Here is a 17,773-nt window from a genome sequence, read left to right as displayed (position 1 = left end):
TAATGAGCGTGACGACAACCGAACAGAAGCCCCGGGGAGCTGGGACAGCCGGCTGAGAGGGTATCCGGACGCGATACCGACCCTGTAACCTGATCTGGATAATGCCAGCGTAGGGAAACGTCAAGCAGCGCGCCGCATGCGTCAGACCGCATGCCGAGCCGCAACGCTCATGCGCACCGAATCGAAGGCGCCTTCCGGTCAGGGGGGCGCCTGTCGTCTGTTGTCGCGACAACAGATGCAAGGACGGGAGAGGACCGGAATGCGAAGGAAAAGAAGAAAAAGCTGGGGTCTGCTCGCACTCGCGCTGCTGCTTGTTCTGGCCGGCTGCGGCGGGGGAAGCGGCAATGACGGAGGAAACGGCGGAAACACCGAAAACGGCGGTAATGCCGCCAATGCGGGCGGAGCCGCGGACGGATCGGACAAGCCGCTCCAGAAGGTGCGGGTCGTGCTCGACTGGTCGCCGAACACGAACCATACGGGGCTGTATGTTGCGCGGGACAAAGGATTTTTCGCCGAGCAGGGACTTGATGTCGAGATCATCCAGCCCGGCGAAGCGGGCGCCGATCAGATGGTCGCCTCCGGCGAAGTCGAATTCGGTGTCAGCTACCAGGAAGCGGTCACCCTCGCGCGGACGAACGGCGTGCCGATCGTGTCGATCGCGGCCGTCATCCAGCACAACACGTCCGGCTTCGCTTCGCCGGCGGAGAAGAACATCAAGACGCCGAAAGATTTCGAAGGCAAGAAATACGGCGGCTGGGGTTCGCCCGTTGAGGAAGCGGTCATCGACTCGATCATGCAGGAAGACGGCGGCGACGTAAGCAAAGTCGTGTTCGTGAACGTCGGCGACACCGATTTCTTCACCGCGGTGAAGCGGGACGTCGATTTCTTCTGGATTTTCTACGGCTGGACCGGCATCGAGGCGGAGCTCCGCGGCGAGGAACTGAACATGATCTACCTGACCGATTACAGCGAAAAGCTCGACTATTATACGCCGGTGCTTGCAACGAGCGAGAAGCTGATCGAGGAGAAGCCGGATCTGGTGAAGGCGTTCGTCGCCGGCGCGGCCGCGGGGTACAAGTTCGCGATCGAAAGTCCCGAGGAAGCGGCCGACGTGCTGATCGCCGCCGAGCCCGACCTGAACGCGGAGCTCGTCAAGGCGAGCCAGAAATGGCTCAGCGCGAAGTATCAGGACGATGCGCCGCGCTGGGGCGAGCAGAAGCTGGAAGTATGGAAAAACTATGCCGAATGGATGGCCGAGCACGGCGTGATGGAAGGCGAGTTCGATCCGGAAGCGGCATTCACGAACGAGTTCCTGCCGGAGTAAGTCGGTGAGGGCGTTCGAAGCACAAAGGAAGAAAGCGGGGAATCCGGCATGGCCGACGCACTGTTGAGCATTCAGATTCTGCCCCACACACCCGGCGGGGAAAGCGTCATCCCTTACGTGGACCGAGCGATCGACGTGATCAAGGCATCGGGGCTGCCCTACCGGGTCGGGCCGCTCGAGACGACGATCGAGGGCGATCTGGACCGGCTGCTTCCGCTCGTGAAGGCGATGAACGACGCGCTGATCGAGGCGGGATGCCCATCCATTATTTCGCAGGTGAAGATTTACTACAATCCGACCGAAGGCGCCTCGATGGCGCGCCTGCTGGAGAAATATCCCGATGGGCAATAAATGGATGAGAGGATGGCCGCCGCTGGCGGTCATCGCATTATTCGCCGCCGCCTGGGAAGCGGCGGTCCGTCTGTTCGCGATTGAGCCGTACATTCTGCCGAGCCCGTCTGCGATCGTGCGCGAAGCGATGCAGCCGAACGTCTGGCCGCGGCTTCAGATGCACACGCTGGCCACCGTCTGGCGGACGCTGACGGGCCTTGCGCTCGGCGTCCTCGGCGGCATTGTGCTGGCTGCTGCGATTCACCTGACGCCCGGCGCCCGGCGGGCGCTGGCGCCGCTGCTCGTCCTGTCGCAGAGCGTGCCGGTCATCGTGCTCGGACCGCTGCTTCTCATCTGGCTCGGGTTCGGCGAGGAGCCGAAAATCGTCCTCATCATGCTCGTCTGCTTCTTCCCCGTGACGGTCGCGATGCTGACCGGGCTGCGCGAGAGCGACCCGGCGCTGCTTAGCTATCTCGCGATGATCGGCGCCGGCCGGTGGACGATCTTCACGAAGCTGGAGCTGCCGAACGCGGTGCCCTACCTGTTCTCGGGCTTCCGCATTGCGGCCGCATACAGCGTGACGACGACGGTCGCAGCGGAGTGGCTCGGCGCAAGCAGCGGGCTCGGCTATTACATCAAACTGTCCTACAGCGGGTTCGAGACGGCGCGCATTTTCGCCGGGACGATCATCATCATCGCGTTCAGCATGCTGATGTTCGGCGCCGCGGCGCTCGCCGAGCGGCTGGTCGTCCGCTGGCGGCCCAAGGCGGAGAGGAGGAATGACCATGCCTCCGGCGCTTGAAGTGCGCGATGTCGTGAAGCGGTACGGAGATACGGAGGTGCTGGCCGGCGTCTCGCTGACGGTCGAAGACGGCGAATTCGTCTCGCTGATCGGGCCGTCCGGGAGCGGCAAGAGCACGCTGTTCCGGGTGATCGGCGGGCTGGAGCCGGCTCAGCGCGGGGAGATTTTCATCGACGGACGCCGGACGAACGGGGAGCGCGGGCTGATCGCCTATATGCCGCAGCAGGCGTCGCTCTTGCCGTGGCGGACGGTCGCCGGCAACATCGAGCTGGCGCTCGGCATCGCCGGCGTTCCGCGCGGCGAAGCGAAGAGCCTCACGCGGGAGTGGCTGGGCCGCGTCGGCCTTGCGGACTATGCGGACGCCTGGCCGCACACGCTGTCCGGCGGCATGCAGCAGCGCGTCTCGTTCATCCGCGCGCTGCTCAGCCCGCAGAAGCTGATGTGCCTGGACGAGCCGTTCGGCGCGCTGGACGCGCTGACGCGGCAGCATATGCAGGAGTGGCTGCTGTCCATGTGGGAAGCGAACCGGCGCGCGGTGCTGCTCGTGACGCACAGCATCGAGGAGGCGCTGCTCCTGTCGGACCGGATCGTCGTCCTGTCGGCGCGGCCGGCGTCCGTGCTGCGCGAGTTCGCCGTGCCGTTCGGACGGCCGCGCGGCGGGAAGCTGTGGAAGACACCGGAATTCGCCGAGCTCAGGGACGCGATTTACGATTTGCTGAAGCCGGCTGCTGCGGGCGGACCGGACGGAGCGTAAGCGGATCTGCAGTCTGGAAAAGATGCGGGTCGGTTTTTGCGGATCAAGTGCCGGGGATGCGGGTTCCGTTTTCCGGCGCAAGGTGTGAAGGAGGCGGAAAGCATGGCGAAGGAGCGGGAGGCGTTTGGCTGGATCGACGCCCATATTCATGTGGACAAGTACGAACCTGAGGAGCGGGAACGGCTGCTGGCCGAGGCGTATGCCGCGGGCGGCGAGGCGGTCGTGGGCGTGTCGATGAATCTTGAATCGAGCCGCGAGAACCGGAAGCTTGCGCTCCGGCATGCCGGCCGGTACATGCCGGCCTACGGCCATCATCCGGAAATTCCGCTGCCCGAGCCGGACGAGGAAAAGGAGTTGTTCGCCTGGATTCGCCGTCTCCACGAGGCGGGCGAACGCTTTGCGATCGGCGAAGTCGGCTTGCCGTACTACACGCGGACCGAAGCGGAAGCGGCCGGCCGTCCGTTCAACGAAGGCCCGCACCTTGCGCTGCTCGACCGGTTCGCGGCGCTCGCAGCGGAGCTGGACCGGCCGATCGTGCTGCACGCCGTCTACGAAGATGCGGAGAAAGCGTGCGACATTCTGGAGCGGCATGGCATGAAGCGGGCGCATTTTCACTGGTTCAAGGGTCCGGAGGCGACGATCCGCCTGATGATCGCACGCGGCTGGCATGTGTCCGTGACGCCGGACGTCGTGTACGAGCCGGAGATTCAGGCGCTGGTGCGCGCATATCCGCTGGAGCTGCTCATGGCGGAGACCGACGGACCGTGGCAGCACGAAGGGCCGTTTGCCGGCCGGCCGACGACCCCCGCGATGGTGCGGGATGTCATCCGCGCTGTCGCGGAGCTGAAAGGCCTGGGTGTGGAGGAGACGGCCGCCGCGATGCTCGCGGTCACGAAGCGGTTTTACGGTATTTGACGTGATTGGAGACGGTGAGCGCGCCGAAATGGGCCGTCACTTCATGAACAGGCGCACGAGGTACATGACGGCCGACAGCACGACGCTGATAAGGATGCAGGTGACGATCGGGAAATAGAACCGGACGTTCTCCTTCTCGATCGCAATGTCGCCGGGCAGCCGGCCGAGCGGAATCGATTTGCCGACGAGCATCCAGATCAGCCCGACGAGGAACAGCACGGCGCCGGCGGCCATCAGCAGTTTTGGCATGGATGGCATCGTTTTTTTCCCTCCCGACGCAGATGATTCTATCCGCTATCAGCATAACGGATGCCCGGAGCGGTTGCAATTCCGCGGGATCTCGCCGGATCGCGGAAGGGGAATCTTCGACGGATCGTTCTGCAACAAATTGTAACGCAATTGTTATCCATCCGTAACCTTCGATTCCACAGGGCGACAACTTCCGCACATGCGCCTATTTATAATGAAGGTGCAGGAAATCGATGGAATAAAAGATGGAGGGATTGCGATGGGCGAACAAGAACTGGAAAAGAACGACCTCGTGCTCGAAGACGCCGCGGAAGAGGCGGCGGAAGCCGAACAAGCCGCTGCCGAAGCTGAGCAGGCCGCTGCGGAAGCCGAACAGGCTGCGGCGGAGGAAGCGGGCGACTCCGGGGAAGCGGAAGAAGAGGAGGGCGACGGCGCGGAAGAGGCGTCCGCCGACGGCGATGACGCCGGCGACTCCGGCGAATCTGGATCCGAATAAGAAAGCGCTTAAATTACATTGCAGCCGAGTCCATCAATCGAGTAGGAGGGGGCGGCAAGCCCCCGACCTCTCACACCACCGTACATGCGGGTCCGCATACGGCGGTTCCGAAGGTTAACAAAGCTCAAGGTAACGAGAAAGCAGACTTTTCAGCCCTTTCGCTTCCCAGTAGGAAGTCGGAAGGGCATTGTTTGTGTTACGGGACATTTCCCACGGACCACGGCGTGAGTTCGCCATCATTCGAGCCGCCCATTCGGGCACGCCGAGTGCACGGAGATTACGCAATCTGGTCCTGGGTCTCTTCCATTGTTTCCACAGACACATGCGTAGTCGCCTGCGCATCCATGCGTCGAGGTTACCACAGTGGTTCTTGGCGGCAGCCAGACGGAAATAACCGATCCATCCCATCATGAAGCGGTTCAGTCGGTTAATCCGTTCTTCCATCGTCAGCGGGCGCGAGCGGTCCGTTATCTCCCGGACTTTCTTCTTGAAACGCTGAATCGTCTTGGGTGCCAACCGGACCGTTGCCTGCTTGTTCGACAGGAAGCTGAAGCCGAGGAACTTTCGGTTCCACGGCCGGTCTACCGCGCTTTTGTCCCGATTCACTTTCAGTTTCAGCTTTCCTTCCACAAATCGGATCACCGATTCCATGACCCGTTCCCCGGCCCGCTTGCTGGCCACGAAGATGTTGCAATCGTCCGCATAGCGGACGAAGTGCAGTCCTCGTCTGGTCAGTTCTTTGTCCAAATCGTCCAGCAGGATGTTGGCGAGAAGCGGACTGAGCGGGCCGCCTTGCGGCGTGCCTTCTTCCGTTCTCACGACCACACCCCCGGCCATAACCCCGGCATTAAGGTAAGCGCGAATCAGCTTGAGCACGCGCTTGTCGTCTATCCTCCGCGCGACTCTCGCCATCAGGATGTCGTGGTTCACACGGTCGAAGAACTTCTCCAGATCCATGTCCACGACCCAGCGGAGGCCGCTTTGGATATACTGCTGCGCTTGCCTTACCGCATCGTGCGCGCGCTTCCCCGGCCGGAAGCCGTAGCTGTGCCATGAGAAATGCGGGTCAAAGATCGGTTCCATCACTTGCAGAAGCGCTTGCTGGAGAAGACGGTCCATCACGGTCGGGATGCCGAGCAGCCGTACGCCGCCTCCGGGTTTGGGGATTTCCACCCGTCTGACGGGCAAGGGGCTGTACGTTCCCGCAAGGAGTGCGGCTTTCACCGCTTCCCAGTGTGTGTTCAGGTAAGCTTGTAACTCCGTTACCGTTACCCCGTCCACACCGGGGGCTCCTCCGTTCTGTACCACTTTCCTGTAGGCCTTCAAGAGGTTCTCCCTTTCCAGCATCTTCTCCAGCAAGTCGTCCTGTGCTTTGCGAGAGGAAGGGGCGATTTGTGCCGGCAACGGACTCGGCACTCCAACGGTCCCTTGCGGCTTCACCGCTACCTCCCGCTGGCAGCCCTCTTGCGAGGTATTCTGCTGTCTATGCCCGTCGTGCGAACGCATCGGTTTCCTCTCTCCTTTCGGTTTGGCCCTTCCGCTTTCCTTACGTCCCGTACTCGCGTACTATGGCCTCTGCTGACTCCTGCGGATTCAGCGCAGCCTCCCGGCTGCGGTTACGAAGTCACTTCGCGCATGAAGTCACTTCGCGTATTCCGCAGGCCTCCCCGGATAAGAGCGTCATCTTTCCGCCCGCGACCACTGGAGTTTACAGGATTAGTCCTTGGCGGCTTTGGATTTCGTTGTGTGATGGCAACTCATCCGACTAACCCTGCCTCGAATCCAGTTCGTGTACCTTGGCCCGTGCGTTTGCCTTAGGCTTCCTTCAGATTCGGCCTCGCGACCGACACCCTTGCCCTCGGCTAATGGTAGGCGCTCGCCAGCCCCCATTCCGGACTTTCACCGTAGAGATGACGCCCATGCCGGGCGTACATCCCGAACCCCGCGGCATTTGGGCCGCGGGGTTTTGTCGTGCTTGGCGAAGCCGGTCAGGGCGGGCTCGTGAAACACAAAACGTGTGAAAAGCAAAAAAAGCGGGACTCCCTCACGGGAGCCCCAGCATGGGAGAGGAGAAACCGGACGAAGAGCTTATGGGGAAACGTAAGTCTTCTCCGCGGTTTTCGCGGCATCTCTCGACGCCGCTGTCTACATGATGTCCTGTACGGGGCAAAATATACATGCCGGACAAAAATTTTTTTCGCGCGGCGCAAATCCCCGTCGTTCCCGTTTCCCTTGCGCGGGAGTGATTTTGTGGTACGATTAGGACAGACTGCGGACTTTCGGGGGGCGTAAGACGTGAGGGTCATTGCGGGCACGGCGAAGGGAACGCCGCTCAGGGCGGTACCCGGCATGAACACGCGCCCGACGACAGACAAGGTGAAAGAAGCGATCTTCAGCATGATCGGCCCGTATTTCGACGGCGGAGCCGCGCTGGATCTGTTCGCCGGAACCGGCGGACTCGGCATCGAGGCGCTGAGCCGCGGCGCGGACCGGGCCGTCTTCATCGACGCGGACCGGCAGGCCGTCGCCGTCATCCGCCGCAATGCCGAGGCGGCGCGCATGGCGGAGCGGTCCGAAATCTACTGCAACACGGCGGAGCGGGCGCTGCGCATACTCGCCAAGCGCGGGGCGGTGTTCCGCTACGTTTTTCTTGATCCGCCGTACCGGATGAAGAGCGCCGGCGAGCTGATGGCCGAGATGGAGGAGCGCGGGCTGCTCGAGGACGGCGCGATCGTCGTCGTCGAGCACGAGGCGGATCATCGCTATCCGGAAACCGTCGGCGGCTTGACGCTGCGCAAGCGGGCGACATACGGCGAGACCGCCGTCTCGATCTATCACTATACGAGGGCTGCGGATGCGGCCGAGGAGGAAAGCGATGAAGGATCATGAACCGACCCGGCGGACTGCCGTCTATCCCGGCAGTTTCGACCCGGTGACGCTCGGTCACATGGACATTATCCGGCGTGCGGCGAAGCAGTTCGACAAGCTGATCGTCGCGGTGCTGAACAACACGAGCAAAAATCCGCTGTTCTCGGTCGAGGAGCGCAAGGCGCTGCTGGAAGCGGCGACGTCGGATCTGCCGAATGTCGAGGTCGACAGTTTCCGCGATCTGCTCGTCCGCTACATGAAGACGCGGAACGCCGACGTCATCATCCGGGGCATCCGGTCGGTGTCAGATTTCGAGTACGAGCTGCAGCTGGCGTCGACCAACCATCAGCTCGACAGTAGCATCGAGACAATTTTCATGATGACGAATCCGAAGTATTCGTACCTGAGTTCCAGCATTGTGAAGGAGATCGCGATGTTCCACGGGGATGTCGGCGATCTGGTGCCGCCCGAAGTGGAAGCGGCGCTGAGGACGAAGTTCGCGTCCGCAGCACCGCCGTCGGACAAGCCGAGCTCCGGCTGAGGGCGGACAGGAAGGCCAGGCCGTCAGCGGCCTGGCCTTCGCGCAGCCAGCAGCCGGGACGCCGCCAGCATCAGCAGCAGGGTGAGCGCGAGCACGGAGGCGCAGGCCGGGATTGCCCGCCAGAGCAGCGGCGCAAGGCGGGCCGCGCCGGACGGTTCGGCCAGCAGGCGGAATGCGGCCGACGCATCGTCCGCGCCGAGTCCGGCCAGCCAGACGAGCGGTTTCCATGCCAGCGCGGCGGTCAGGAAGGCGAGCGCCGCATGCAGCAGCTTGGCCGCGGCCAGATGCAGGAACCGGAGGCCGGCCGAAGCGGCGATGCCGTGGGTGGCGAGCAGGCCGGTGATGCCGGTCCAGCTCAGGGCGGCGGCGATTACCGCGGCACCCGCCGGCGCGCCGAACCGCTCGATCATCCCGGCGGCCGCGAAAGCGCCGAGATGCGCTTCGTAGATGCCCGGGAACGCGGCGAATTCGAGCAGGTCCGGCAGCACCCGCTCGAGCAGGCGGATCAGCACCGACCCGAGGATGACAAGCCCGCCGACGGCCATCAGCTGCTGCACGCATTGCGCGATCGATTCGCCCATCGCCTGGCCGAATCCGCGGCCGTCCCGTCGGCGCGCTTCGCGCATCGCGGCGGCGGCCCGGGCCAGGAGGTGCCGGCCGTCCTCCGGTGCGCTGCGGACGGCGGCCGAACCGGCCGCCCGATCGAGCCTTGCCAGCAGCCATCCCGCGGCCAGGGCGGACAGCCAGACGGAGACGGCGATGGCGGCGCCGAATTCGGGGCGCTTGAGGAAACCCGCCCCGACGACGATCAGCATCAGCATCGGATTGGGCATGTGGGACAGCGCCAGCAGGCGCTGGCATTCGCGGTCGGTCAGGGCGCCGTCCCGATGGAGCCGCGCCGCTGCGCCGGCTCCGGCGGGAAAGCCGCTCGACCAGCCGACCGCGGCCGCCCAGCCGGCGCTGCCCGGCAGACGGAAAACGCGCCGCATGACCGGCTCGAGCAGCACGCCGGCCGCATGGACGACCCCGAGCGCAAGGAGCAGTTCCGACAGCGCCAGGAACGGAAGCAAGCCGGGAAACACCAGGTTCCACCAGATGGACAGCCCCTGCAGCGCGGCCTGGAACGAATCGCCGGGATAGCGGACGATCAGCAGGGCAAGCGCCAGCAGGGCGGCGCCGAGCGCGGCGGATCGGTACATGCGTCCATCCTCCTTCGCGGATGCGGGTGTGCAGCCATACGGCAAAATGACGAGATTAGTTCAATGTACGCGGACAGGCAGGCGAATAGACCATGCGGAGAGGGGGAGCGGTGATGCCGGGGTCGGACGCATCGGGCGCGGCGAAGGCGGCGCTGCGATGGGGAATTGCCGCGGCGGCGGCCGTGCTGCTGTTCGCGGTGCCGGTGCCTTACGTGCTGTACGAGCCGGGCGTGGTCGTGCCCGTCGACGGGCTGGTGACGGTGGACAAAACGAACCGCCAAGACCCGCGCCTCAAGCCGGATCAACCGGACCTGCGCGCTCCATCGCACGGGGACGTTCAAGGCGAATGGCTGCTGACGACGGTGTATCTGGAGCCGCGCGCCACGTTATGGTCGGTTGTAAAGTCCGCATGGCAGGCGGACCGGGAAGCCTACACGAAGAAGTCGGTGTTTCAGGGCGGCAGCGCGGAGGAATACAAGGCGCGGATGGACGTGCTGATGGCGGAATCGCAAAGCAAAGCGGCGGAGGCGGCCTTCAGGCTGGCCGGCGTGCGGTATGAATCGGAGCCGGTCGGGGTGTACGTTGCGCGGGGGGCCGGACCGCTCAAAGCCGGCGACCGGATCGCGGCCGTGGACGGCGCCGATGTGGACGGGCTGGCCGCACTGACGGATGCGCTGCGAAGCCGCGCAGGCCGCGAAGCGGAACTGACCGTGCAGCGCGGCGGCACCGAGACAGCCGTGCGGCTGGCCGTGGACGGCGCCGATGCGGAGACGCCGGCGGACATGCTCGGCGGCGCGGAGCTGACCGAAATCATCGCCGTCCGGCCGGCGGATCCCGCCGTAAGCGTCACAATCGATGCCGGCCAATTCGGCGGGCCGTCCGCGGGCCTCGTGCTTGCGCTCCATATCTATGAGCGGTTGACCGGGGAATCCCTGACGGGCGGGCGGCGCATCGCCGCCACCGGCACGATCGGGCCGTCGGGCGAAATCGGCGCGGTAGGCGGCATCAAGTTGAAGGCGATTGCCGCCTCGCGCGCCGGCGCCGACCTGTTCCTCGTGCCGGAGGAAAGCGCGGCGGCAGCCGCCGCGGCAGCGGAAGCCGCGGGCGGCGGCATGGCCGTCGCCGGCGTCAATACGCTGGAAGAGGCGGTCCGCCTGCTCCGCAACTATGGCGATCAGGAAGGCCGCACGATGATCGGCGGCTCATAGTAATCGCGCAGCAGCGCCCGCGGATCGGCGGCGCCGGCGGCGAGGGCGTAGACGCCCGTCGCTCTTGCGTCCAGCTCCAGATAGCGCGCCCCCGCGCCGCCCAGCCCAGCGCCTTCGCCGCCCGCCGCGCTCAGCAGGACGGGCAGCTTCGCGGCTTTCCGCATCCGCTTGAGCAGCTCCTGCCCTTTCGGCGTGAAGCCGAGCACGCGGATGTAGGCGAGCCCTTCCCGCAGCGCGGCCGGGCGCCAGTCGTCCTTGCGGATGCCGAGCAGGACGGCGGTGAGCGCGCGCTGCAGCCGGGTCCGGGTGTAGCGCTTCGTCTTGAGCAGGCCGATCAGCTCGTCGACTTCGAGCCGTTCCAACGCCGGCAGCGCGCGCCGGATCCGGTGCTCGAGCCCTTCGCCGATGTCGCGATAACCGGCCAGCTCCTCCGCGCCCAGGCGCACCAGCAGGTGGAACAGCTGCTCCTTGAGCGCCGGCCAGCCGACCGGCGCCCGGCCGGCTTCCCATTCGCGCCGGAGCACGTCCAGCGTGACCGGCGGCACGTAAGAAGCGATCGCCTCCGGCCGTCCGCGCCCGAAGATGAGCCGGCGCAGCGCCGTCGCGCTCGCGATGGAGCCGGCCGGCGCATCGGCGTCGTGGTAGCCGGCTTGCACGCGTCGGATCGTATGCGGCTCCATCCGGCTGCCCAGGCGCTTCCATGCGATCAGGTAATGGAGGCCGAGCGTGTTGTTCGGCTGCTCCAGCGGGAACGCGGCAGCCTCGCTGTCGCCGCGGGCCGCGAGACAGAAGCGCAGCGCGGCGCTGTACGCGTCCGGGAAGCTGAGGCCTGCGGAGAGCCCTTCGGCGATCCGGCCGCGCAGATCCGCGGGCTCGTCCGCGGCGAGCTCCGCGATGCGCCGCAAGGCGTCGATGTCGCCGCTCTCGCTGCCGAAGCAGAAGCAGTCGACGACGCCCGTCGCGTCGAGCAGGCCGACGGCGCCGTATGCGAACCATTCGGCCGCGCTCGTCGCATAAGGAACGGGCAGCTCGATGACGAGATCGCATCCGCCGCGCAGCGCCGTCTCGGCGCGGGCCCATTTGTCCATCAGCGCGGGCTCGCCCCGCTGCAGGAAATGGCCGCTCATCACCGCGACGACCGCATCCGCGCCGGTTGCGCGCACGGACTCTTCCAGGTGGTGCCGGTGGCCGTTATGGAACGGATTGTATTCGACGATGACGCCGACGGTCCGCATCGTTTTCCCCCTCGCGACGCATAACAAGACTTGATCTGCTATAACAATATCACGCGGTGAAAATGTTGACAAAACGCGAAGCGGATCGCTATAATTACTTTTGTTTGTTTGGAGTGATCCTGTGAGAATTCATGTGCATGAGCTGATCACAAGCGGCGCTTCGCGGACGATTCGTGAGACGCTGGACGCGTCGGCCCTGTTCGCGGGAAGACGGGACGTGCTCTCCGCCGGTCCGCTCCATGTCGATCTTGAGGCGCGGGGCGTCGAAGAAGGCATGGCCGTCGTCGAAGGCGGGCTGGCGATCGACGTGACGATGCCCTGCTCGCGTTGTCTGAAGCCGGTTCGGGTCAGCGTCACCGTACCGTTTCAGGAGCACTTCAAGGTAAGCACGGGACCGCAGACCGAAGAAGAAGCGGATCGGTTCATTGCGGTCAAGGACAATGATGTCGATTTGACGCCGTATGTGGAGGAAGCCGTGCAGCTCGAGCTGCCGCTCGTTCCGCTCTGCGCGGAAGACTGCAAAGGCCTCTGTCCCGAATGCGGCAAGGATTTGAACGAAGGGGAGTGCGGTTGCGACCGCACGCCGATTGATCCGCGGCTGGCCGCGCTGAAAGACCTGTTCCCGCGCTGACGGGGAAGTCCGGCACGCCGCAGGCGGATCATCCCGATTGGCGCGTCATTCGAAGGAGGTGGGACAGATGGCAGTACCATTCAGGAAAACGTCCAAAGCTCGCCGTGACAAACGCCGCACGCATTTCAAGCTGGCGGTCCCGGGCATGGTCAAATGCGATCAATGCGGAGAGCTGAAGCTCGCGCATCACGTTTGCAAAGTGTGCGGTTATTACAAGACGAAAGAGATCATCAAGCAATAATGAACGAAAAGCAAGCACTTCATCAGCCGGTGAGGTGCTGTTTTTTTTGACATCCGCGCCGTCTTGCGGAAGCGGTTTTTCCGGATTGCTTCCGGCGCGGCTTTTCATTATACTGATTTAGTACCTGGTTTTAAGAGGGGCCCTCAGTCGGATGGGCTGCGCCCATTCTGCAACAAACGCAGACCAAAAAGGCGGTGCTTCCCTGTGGAACGTCTGCCCAAGAAGGAGCGGCACCAGCGGCTGGCCCGTCTCATCGAGGACAATCCGTTCATCACGGACCGCGAGCTGACGCGGCTGCTGAAAGTCAGCATCCAGACGATCCGCCTCGACCGGCTGGAACTCGGCATCCCCGAGCTGCGCGAGCGGATGAAGCTGATGGCCGAGCGGTCGTTCGACGCCGTCCGCTCGCTGCCGCTGCACGAAGTGATCGGCGAAATCGTCGATCTCCAGCTCGACAAGAGCGGCATCTCGATCTTCGAAATCCGGGAAGAACACGTCTTCTCCCGCACCGGCATCGCGCGCGGCCATCATCTGTTCGCGCAGGCGAACTCGCTGGCCGTGGCTGTCATCAACGACGAAGTGGCCTTGACGGCGACGGCCGACATCCGGTTTATCCGCCAGGTGAAGCTGGGGGAAAAATGCATCGCGAAAGCATATGTGCGTTCCTCGGGCAAACGGAAGGCGAGAGTGGAAGTGTTCACCTATGTCGGGGAAGAGACGGTTTTCAGAGGCGATTTTCTGATCGTTCGATCTGCCGGAGCGCTGCAGGATGGAGGAGGGGATCGGCTTGCGGATCGCGATTGATGCCATGGGAGGAGATCTTGCGCCGGAGGAGGCGGTGAAGGGCGCGCTGGAGGCGGCGGCCGAATGGCCGGACACGTCGTTCGTGCTCGTCGGCGACGAAGGGCGGGTGAAGCCGCTGCTGAACGGCCAGGCGCCGCCGAACGTGGAGCTGCGCCACGCGTCCGAGACGATCGGAGCGGACGAGGAGCCGGTGCGCGCGGTGCGGCGCAAGAAAGACGCATCCATGGTCGTCGCGGCCCGCATGGTGAAGGAAGGCGAAGCCGACGCGATGCTGTCCGCCGGCAACACCGGCGCGCTCATGACGGCCGGACTGCTCGTCGTCGGACGGATTCCCGGCGTCGACCGGCCGGCGCTCGCGCAGACGATCCCGTCGGCGGACGATGTCGGCGTGCTCGCCCTCGATCTCGGCGCCAATGCGGACGCGCGCCCCGAACATCTCCACATGTATGCGGTGATGGGCAGCCTGTACCGGCAGCTTGTGCACGGCATGGAGCGGCCGCGCGTCGGCCTGCTCAATATCGGCACGGAGGAAGGCAAGGGCAGCGAGCTGGCGAAAGAAGCGTTCGCCCTGCTGAGCGGCGAGGCCGGCATCCGTTTCACCGGCAACGTCGAAGCGCGGGATGTCCTGCAGCGGGCGTGCGATGTGCTCGTATGCGACGGATTTTCCGGCAACGTCATGTTGAAAGCTTTCGAAGGCGCGGCCGCGCTCATCATGGGCGAGGTGAAGCAGGCGTTCACGAAGAACGTCCTGACCAAGCTGGCCGCGGCCGTCATGATGCCGGGGCTGCGCGGTCTCCGGCGCAAGATGGACTACAAGGAGTACGGCGGCGCGCCGCTGCTGGGACTCAGCGGCGTCGTCGTCAAATGCCACGGCTCGTCAGACGCGCGGGCGTTCCGCAACGGCATCCGCCAGGCGCGCGACGCGGTCCGGCACGGGCTGATCCGCGCGATCGCGGACCATATCAGCGGGAAGGAAGGATCTGGCGGATGAAGGCAGTAGGCATACTCGGCACGGGCAAGTATGTGCCCGACCGGATCTTGACGAACAGCGATCTCGAGCAAATGGTCGAGACGAACGACGAATGGATCGTGACGCGGACCGGCATCCGCGAGCGGCATATCGCGGCGGAAACCCAAGCGACGTCCGATCTCGCCTATGAGGCGGCGGTCCGGGCGCTGGAAGCGGCGAAGCTGGCGCCGGAAGACCTGGATCTGATCATTGTCGCGACGATTACGCCGGACATGTTCTTCCCGTCGACGGCCTGCATCCTGCAGGACCGGCTCGGGGCGCGCAAGGCCGCGGCGTTCGACCTGTCGGCGGCCTGCTCCGGCTTCATCTACAGCCTGGCGACGGCGACGGGCATGCTGAAGAGCGGCATGTACCGGAACGCGCTCGTCGTCGGCGCGGAATGTCTGTCGCGCATTACGGATTACACGGATCGGAACACCTGCATCCTGTTCGGCGACGGCGCGGGGGCGGTCGTGCTCGGCGAAGTGCCGGAAGGCCGCGGATTCCGTTCGTTCGAGCTGGGCGCGGACGGCTCCGGCGGACCGCTGCTCAAGCTCGCCGGCGGAGGCTCGCGCATGCCGGCATCGGCCGAGACGGTGAGCAGCAAGGCGCATTACATCTACATGGCCGGCAACGAGGTGTTCAAGTTCGCGGTGCGCATCATGGGCAGCGCTGCTGAAGAAGCGCTCCGGAAAGCGGGCATCGACAAGAAGGACGTCGATCTGCTCGTGCCGCACCAGGCGAACATCCGCATCATCCAGGCGGCGCTCAGCCGGCTGGAGCTGCCGGAGGAGAAATGCATGATCAACCTCGACCGCTACGGCAACGCCTCCGCGGCTTCGATTCCGATCGCGCTGGCGGAAGCGGTCGAGCAGGGACGGGTAAGCGAAGGGGACTGCCTCGTGCTTGTCGGTTTCGGCGGCGGGCTGACCTGGGGCGCTTCCGTCCTCATCTGGTAGGAAGCGGGGGTTACCGAGATGGGCAAAATCGCATTCGTGTTCCCCGGCCAGGGCGCGCAGGCGGTCGGCATGGGGAAGGACGCGTACGACGCGTCCCCGGCGGCGCGCGCGGTCTTCGAGCGCGCGGACGCGGCGCTCGGATTTGCGCTCAGCCGGATCATTTTCGAAGGTCCCGAGGACAAGCTCAGGCAGACGGAGAACACGCAGCCGGCGCTCCTTACGGTGAGCGCGGCGCTGCTTGAGCTGATCGCAGGCCGCGTCAGGCCGGACTATGTTGCCGGCCACAGCCTGGGCGAGTACAGCGCGCTCGTCGCGGCCGGCGTCCTGTCCTTCGAGGACGCGGTGCGCGCGGTGCGGCTGCGCGGCGAATTCATGGAAGCGGCCGTGCCGGGCGGGCAGGGCGCGATGGCGGCTGTGCTCGGCGCCGAACGCGGCGCCCTTCAGGCGCTGTGCGAAGCGGTCAACGCCGAGACGGGGCTCGTCGTGCTGGCCAACGTGAACTGCCCCGGGCAGATCGTTGTGTCCGGAACGGCTGAAGGCGTGCGGGCGGTCGTCGAACGCGGGAAGGAAGCGGGCGCGAAGCGGGTTATCCCGCTGGAAGTGAGCGGCCCGTTCCATTCGCCGCTCATGCAGCCGGCGGCGGACCGGCTGGAGCAGGTGCTGGCGGAGCTGACGATGCGGGACGCCAAAGTTCCGGTCATCGCCAACGTGACGGCGGAGCCGGTGACGTCGGCCGAAGAAATCCGCGGCCTCCTGAAGCGGCAGGTCACCGCGCCCGTCCTGTGGGAGGACACCGTCACCCGCCTGGTCGGCCTCGGCGTCGACACGTTCGTCGAGATCGGCTCGGGATCGGTGCTGACCGGGCTTATCCGGAAGACGGACAAGTCGGTAACCGTTCATACCGTGAACAGCCTGGCCGCGCTGGACGCCGCGCTGGCCGAACTGGCGCCCTGAGCTGACGAAGGCGCCGAAATCCGAGAGGAGGGTCCGCATATGTTCGCGTCTCTGGAAGGAAAGAAGGCGCTCGTGACGGGCGCATCCCGCGGCATCGGCCGCGCGATCGCGATCGCGCTCGCGGAAGCCGGCGCCGACGTGGCAATCAACTATGCCGGCAGCGCGCAAGCCGCGTCCGAGACGGCGGCCGCCGTGGAAGCGCTCGGCCGCAAAGCCTTGCTCGTGCAGGCGGATGTCGGCAAGCTCGACGCGTTCGAGCAGATGGTCGCGCAGGTTCTGGAAGCGTTCGGTTCGCTTGACATTCTCGTGAATAACGCCGGCATCACGCGGGACAATTTAATGATGCGCATGAAGGAAGAAGATTTCGATCAGGTCATCGAAACGAACCTGAAAGGCGTGTTCAACGGCATCAAGGCGGTGACCCGGCCGATGATGAAGCAGCGCTCGGGGCGGATCATCAACATTTCGTCCGTCGTCGGCGCGATCGGCAACGCCGGCCAGGCGAATTACGCCGCCGCGAAAGCCGGCGTGATCGGCCTGACGAAGTCGGCCGCGCGCGAGCTCGCTGCCCGCGGCATCACCGTCAACTGCGTCGCGCCCGGCTTCATCGAGACGGACATGACGGACAAGCTGCCGGAGGACATCAAAACCCAGATGTTCGGCCAGATTCCGCTCGCGCGCTTCGGGCAGGCGGCGGAGGTGGCGTCGGTCGTCCGGTTCCTGGCGTCCGACGCCGCATCGTACATGACCGGCCAGACGATTCATGTCGACGGCGGCATGTACATGGGCTGAGTCCGGACAGGCTATGGCAATTTCCCGGACAATCTTTTATAATACCGAGAAGAGGAGGTGAGCCGGATGTCCGACGTTTTTGAACGCGTGAAGCGTATTGTCGTGGATCGGCTGGGCGTGGACGAGGCGGAAGTGACGCTCGAAGCGAGCTTCAAGGAAGACCTCGGCGCGGATTCCCTGGATGTCGTAGAGCTTGTCATGGAACTGGAAGACGAGTTCGATATGGAAATATCGGACGAAGACGCGGAGAAAATCACCACGGTGGGTGAAGTCGTCCATTACATACAATCGCATTCTTAGTTCCGCAAGTCCCGTTGACAAGACGGGACTTCGCTCCATTTCCGACAGCTCGTCCGCGCATTTCGGTATGCGCTTGCAGTATGCACACGGTCGGCGCGGCTCAGCGCACCCGCGGCCAACGCGCCGCCTTTTGGATAGATGCCGTTGACAGAGGTGAAACAT

At 64.7% G+C, this 17,773-nt stretch carries 21 protein-coding genes and 1 riboswitch; of the genes, 17 read left to right on the top strand and 4 right to left on the bottom strand.

Going from position 1 to position 17,773, the window contains the following annotated elements; all coding sequences use genetic code 11:
• Nucleotides 1-23 precede the first annotated feature (23 nt).
• Nucleotides 24-133: riboswitch (TPP riboswitch) on the top strand.
• 126 nt (nucleotides 134-259) lie between these two features.
• From THECO_RS10515 to THECO_RS10495, 5 genes are all read left to right on the top strand, one after another.
• A complete protein-coding gene (locus tag THECO_RS10515) occupies nucleotides 260-1,324 on the top strand; it encodes an ABC transporter substrate-binding protein (protein ID WP_015255023.1) in 1,065 nt (354 codons plus the stop codon).
• Between the two features lie 48 nt (nucleotides 1,325-1,372).
• Nucleotides 1,373-1,675, top strand: a complete 303-nt coding sequence (locus THECO_RS10510) for a thiamine-binding protein (protein ID WP_015255022.1) — start codon at nucleotides 1,373-1,375, stop codon at nucleotides 1,673-1,675.
• The gene (locus tag THECO_RS10505) at nucleotides 1,665-2,456 is read left to right on the top strand and encodes an ABC transporter permease (protein WP_015255021.1); all 792 of its coding nucleotides are present in this window, start codon (nucleotides 1,665-1,667) and stop codon (nucleotides 2,454-2,456) included. Before THECO_RS10510 ends, THECO_RS10505 begins: the two co-directional genes overlap by 11 nt.
• A complete protein-coding gene (locus tag THECO_RS10500) occupies nucleotides 2,440-3,210 on the top strand; it encodes an ABC transporter ATP-binding protein (protein ID WP_015255020.1) in 771 nt (256 codons plus the stop codon). The genes THECO_RS10505 and THECO_RS10500 overlap by 17 nt, the downstream gene beginning before the upstream one ends.
• A gap of 102 nt (nucleotides 3,211-3,312) precedes the next feature.
• A complete protein-coding gene (locus THECO_RS10495; RefSeq protein ID WP_015255019.1) occupies nucleotides 3,313-4,125 on the top strand; it encodes a TatD family hydrolase in 813 nt (270 codons plus the stop codon).
• Between the two features lie 36 nt (nucleotides 4,126-4,161).
• On the opposite strand, the gene THECO_RS10490 is transcribed toward THECO_RS10495, so the two are convergent.
• Nucleotides 4,162-4,383 (bottom strand): DUF2905 domain-containing protein, encoded by a 222-nt coding sequence (locus THECO_RS10490; RefSeq protein WP_015255018.1) that lies wholly within the window; start codon nucleotides 4,381-4,383, stop codon nucleotides 4,162-4,164.
• A gap of 250 nt (nucleotides 4,384-4,633) precedes the next feature.
• Between THECO_RS10490 and THECO_RS22000 the strand changes: the two genes are divergently transcribed.
• Entirely contained in the window at nucleotides 4,634-4,870 is a 237-nt protein-coding gene (locus THECO_RS22000; protein WP_015255017.1) for a hypothetical protein, read from the top strand.
• Between the two features lie 114 nt (nucleotides 4,871-4,984).
• Here THECO_RS22000 and ltrA read toward each other — a convergent pair whose 3' ends face one another.
• Nucleotides 4,985-6,376 (bottom strand): group II intron reverse transcriptase/maturase, encoded by a 1,392-nt coding sequence (gene ltrA / locus THECO_RS10480; protein WP_015255016.1) that lies wholly within the window; start codon nucleotides 6,374-6,376, stop codon nucleotides 4,985-4,987.
• 789 nt (nucleotides 6,377-7,165) lie between these two features.
• On the opposite strand from ltrA, the gene rsmD reads away from it, so the two are divergent.
• On the top strand, nucleotides 7,166-7,759 hold the full coding sequence (rsmD, locus tag THECO_RS10475) for a 16S rRNA (guanine(966)-N(2))-methyltransferase RsmD (RefSeq protein ID WP_015255015.1): 594 nt from the start codon (nucleotides 7,166-7,168) through the stop codon (nucleotides 7,757-7,759).
• Complete coding sequence (gene coaD, locus THECO_RS10470) at nucleotides 7,746-8,279, top strand: pantetheine-phosphate adenylyltransferase (RefSeq protein WP_015255014.1); 534 nt, start codon at nucleotides 7,746-7,748, stop codon at nucleotides 8,277-8,279. Before rsmD ends, coaD begins: the two co-directional genes overlap by 14 nt.
• Nucleotides 8,280-8,302: 23 nt before the next feature.
• Here coaD and THECO_RS10465 read toward each other — a convergent pair whose 3' ends face one another.
• The gene (locus THECO_RS10465; protein WP_015255013.1) at nucleotides 8,303-9,478 is read right to left on the bottom strand and encodes a nucleoside recognition domain-containing protein; all 1,176 of its coding nucleotides are present in this window, start codon (nucleotides 9,476-9,478) and stop codon (nucleotides 8,303-8,305) included.
• A gap of 113 nt (nucleotides 9,479-9,591) precedes the next feature.
• On the opposite strand from THECO_RS10465, the gene THECO_RS10460 reads away from it, so the two are divergent.
• Complete coding sequence (locus THECO_RS10460; protein WP_015255012.1) at nucleotides 9,592-10,686, top strand: S16 family serine protease; 1,095 nt, start codon at nucleotides 9,592-9,594, stop codon at nucleotides 10,684-10,686.
• Here THECO_RS10460 and THECO_RS10455 read toward each other — a convergent pair.
• Nucleotides 10,653-11,921 carry a nucleotidyltransferase gene (locus THECO_RS10455; RefSeq protein ID WP_015255011.1) on the bottom strand — a complete coding sequence of 423 codons (1,269 nt, stop codon included), beginning with the start codon at nucleotides 11,919-11,921 and terminating at the stop codon, nucleotides 10,653-10,655. The two genes, THECO_RS10460 and THECO_RS10455, sit on opposite strands and share 34 nt — an antisense overlap.
• Nucleotides 11,922-12,042: 121 nt before the next feature.
• On the opposite strand from THECO_RS10455, the gene THECO_RS10450 reads away from it, so the two are divergent.
• The 8 genes from THECO_RS10450 (at nucleotide 12,043) to acpP (ending at nucleotide 17,611) form a co-directional block, all read left to right on the top strand.
• The gene (locus tag THECO_RS10450; protein WP_015255010.1) at nucleotides 12,043-12,552 is read left to right on the top strand and encodes a YceD family protein; all 510 of its coding nucleotides are present in this window, start codon (nucleotides 12,043-12,045) and stop codon (nucleotides 12,550-12,552) included.
• Between the two features lie 67 nt (nucleotides 12,553-12,619).
• Nucleotides 12,620-12,793 (top strand): 50S ribosomal protein L32, encoded by a 174-nt coding sequence (rpmF, locus tag THECO_RS10445; protein WP_015255009.1) that lies wholly within the window; start codon nucleotides 12,620-12,622, stop codon nucleotides 12,791-12,793.
• Between the two features lie 204 nt (nucleotides 12,794-12,997).
• Nucleotides 12,998-13,597, top strand: coding sequence for a transcription factor FapR (fapR, locus tag THECO_RS10440; RefSeq protein WP_015255008.1), 600 nt, complete (start codon nucleotides 12,998-13,000; stop codon nucleotides 13,595-13,597).
• Nucleotides 13,581-14,588: a phosphate acyltransferase PlsX gene (gene plsX, locus THECO_RS10435; RefSeq protein ID WP_041854368.1), complete on the top strand. Its 1,008-nt coding sequence runs from the start codon at nucleotides 13,581-13,583 to the stop codon at nucleotides 14,586-14,588. The genes fapR and plsX overlap by 17 nt, the downstream gene beginning before the upstream one ends.
• On the top strand, nucleotides 14,585-15,565 hold the full coding sequence (locus tag THECO_RS10430) for a beta-ketoacyl-ACP synthase III (RefSeq protein WP_015255006.1): 981 nt from the start codon (nucleotides 14,585-14,587) through the stop codon (nucleotides 15,563-15,565). Before plsX ends, THECO_RS10430 begins: the two co-directional genes overlap by 4 nt.
• Nucleotides 15,566-15,583: 18 nt before the next feature.
• A complete protein-coding gene (gene fabD / locus THECO_RS10425; RefSeq protein WP_015255005.1) occupies nucleotides 15,584-16,519 on the top strand; it encodes an ACP S-malonyltransferase in 936 nt (311 codons plus the stop codon).
• Nucleotides 16,520-16,558: 39 nt separating this feature from the next.
• The gene (fabG, locus tag THECO_RS10420) at nucleotides 16,559-17,311 is read left to right on the top strand and encodes a 3-oxoacyl-[acyl-carrier-protein] reductase (RefSeq protein WP_015255004.1); all 753 of its coding nucleotides are present in this window, start codon (nucleotides 16,559-16,561) and stop codon (nucleotides 17,309-17,311) included.
• A gap of 66 nt (nucleotides 17,312-17,377) precedes the next feature.
• Nucleotides 17,378-17,611, top strand: coding sequence for an acyl carrier protein (acpP, locus tag THECO_RS10415; protein WP_015255003.1), 234 nt, complete (start codon nucleotides 17,378-17,380; stop codon nucleotides 17,609-17,611).
• The last annotated feature ends 162 nt before the right edge of the window (nucleotides 17,612-17,773 follow it).

Origin of the sequence: Thermobacillus composti KWC4, assembly GCF_000227705.2 — a bacterium.
Lineage (GTDB): Bacteria > Bacillota > Bacilli > Paenibacillales > Paenibacillaceae > Thermobacillus > Thermobacillus xylanilyticus.
The sequence above is the reverse complement of the archived record's forward strand: the minus strand, read 5'-3'. Positions and strand labels throughout refer to the sequence as shown.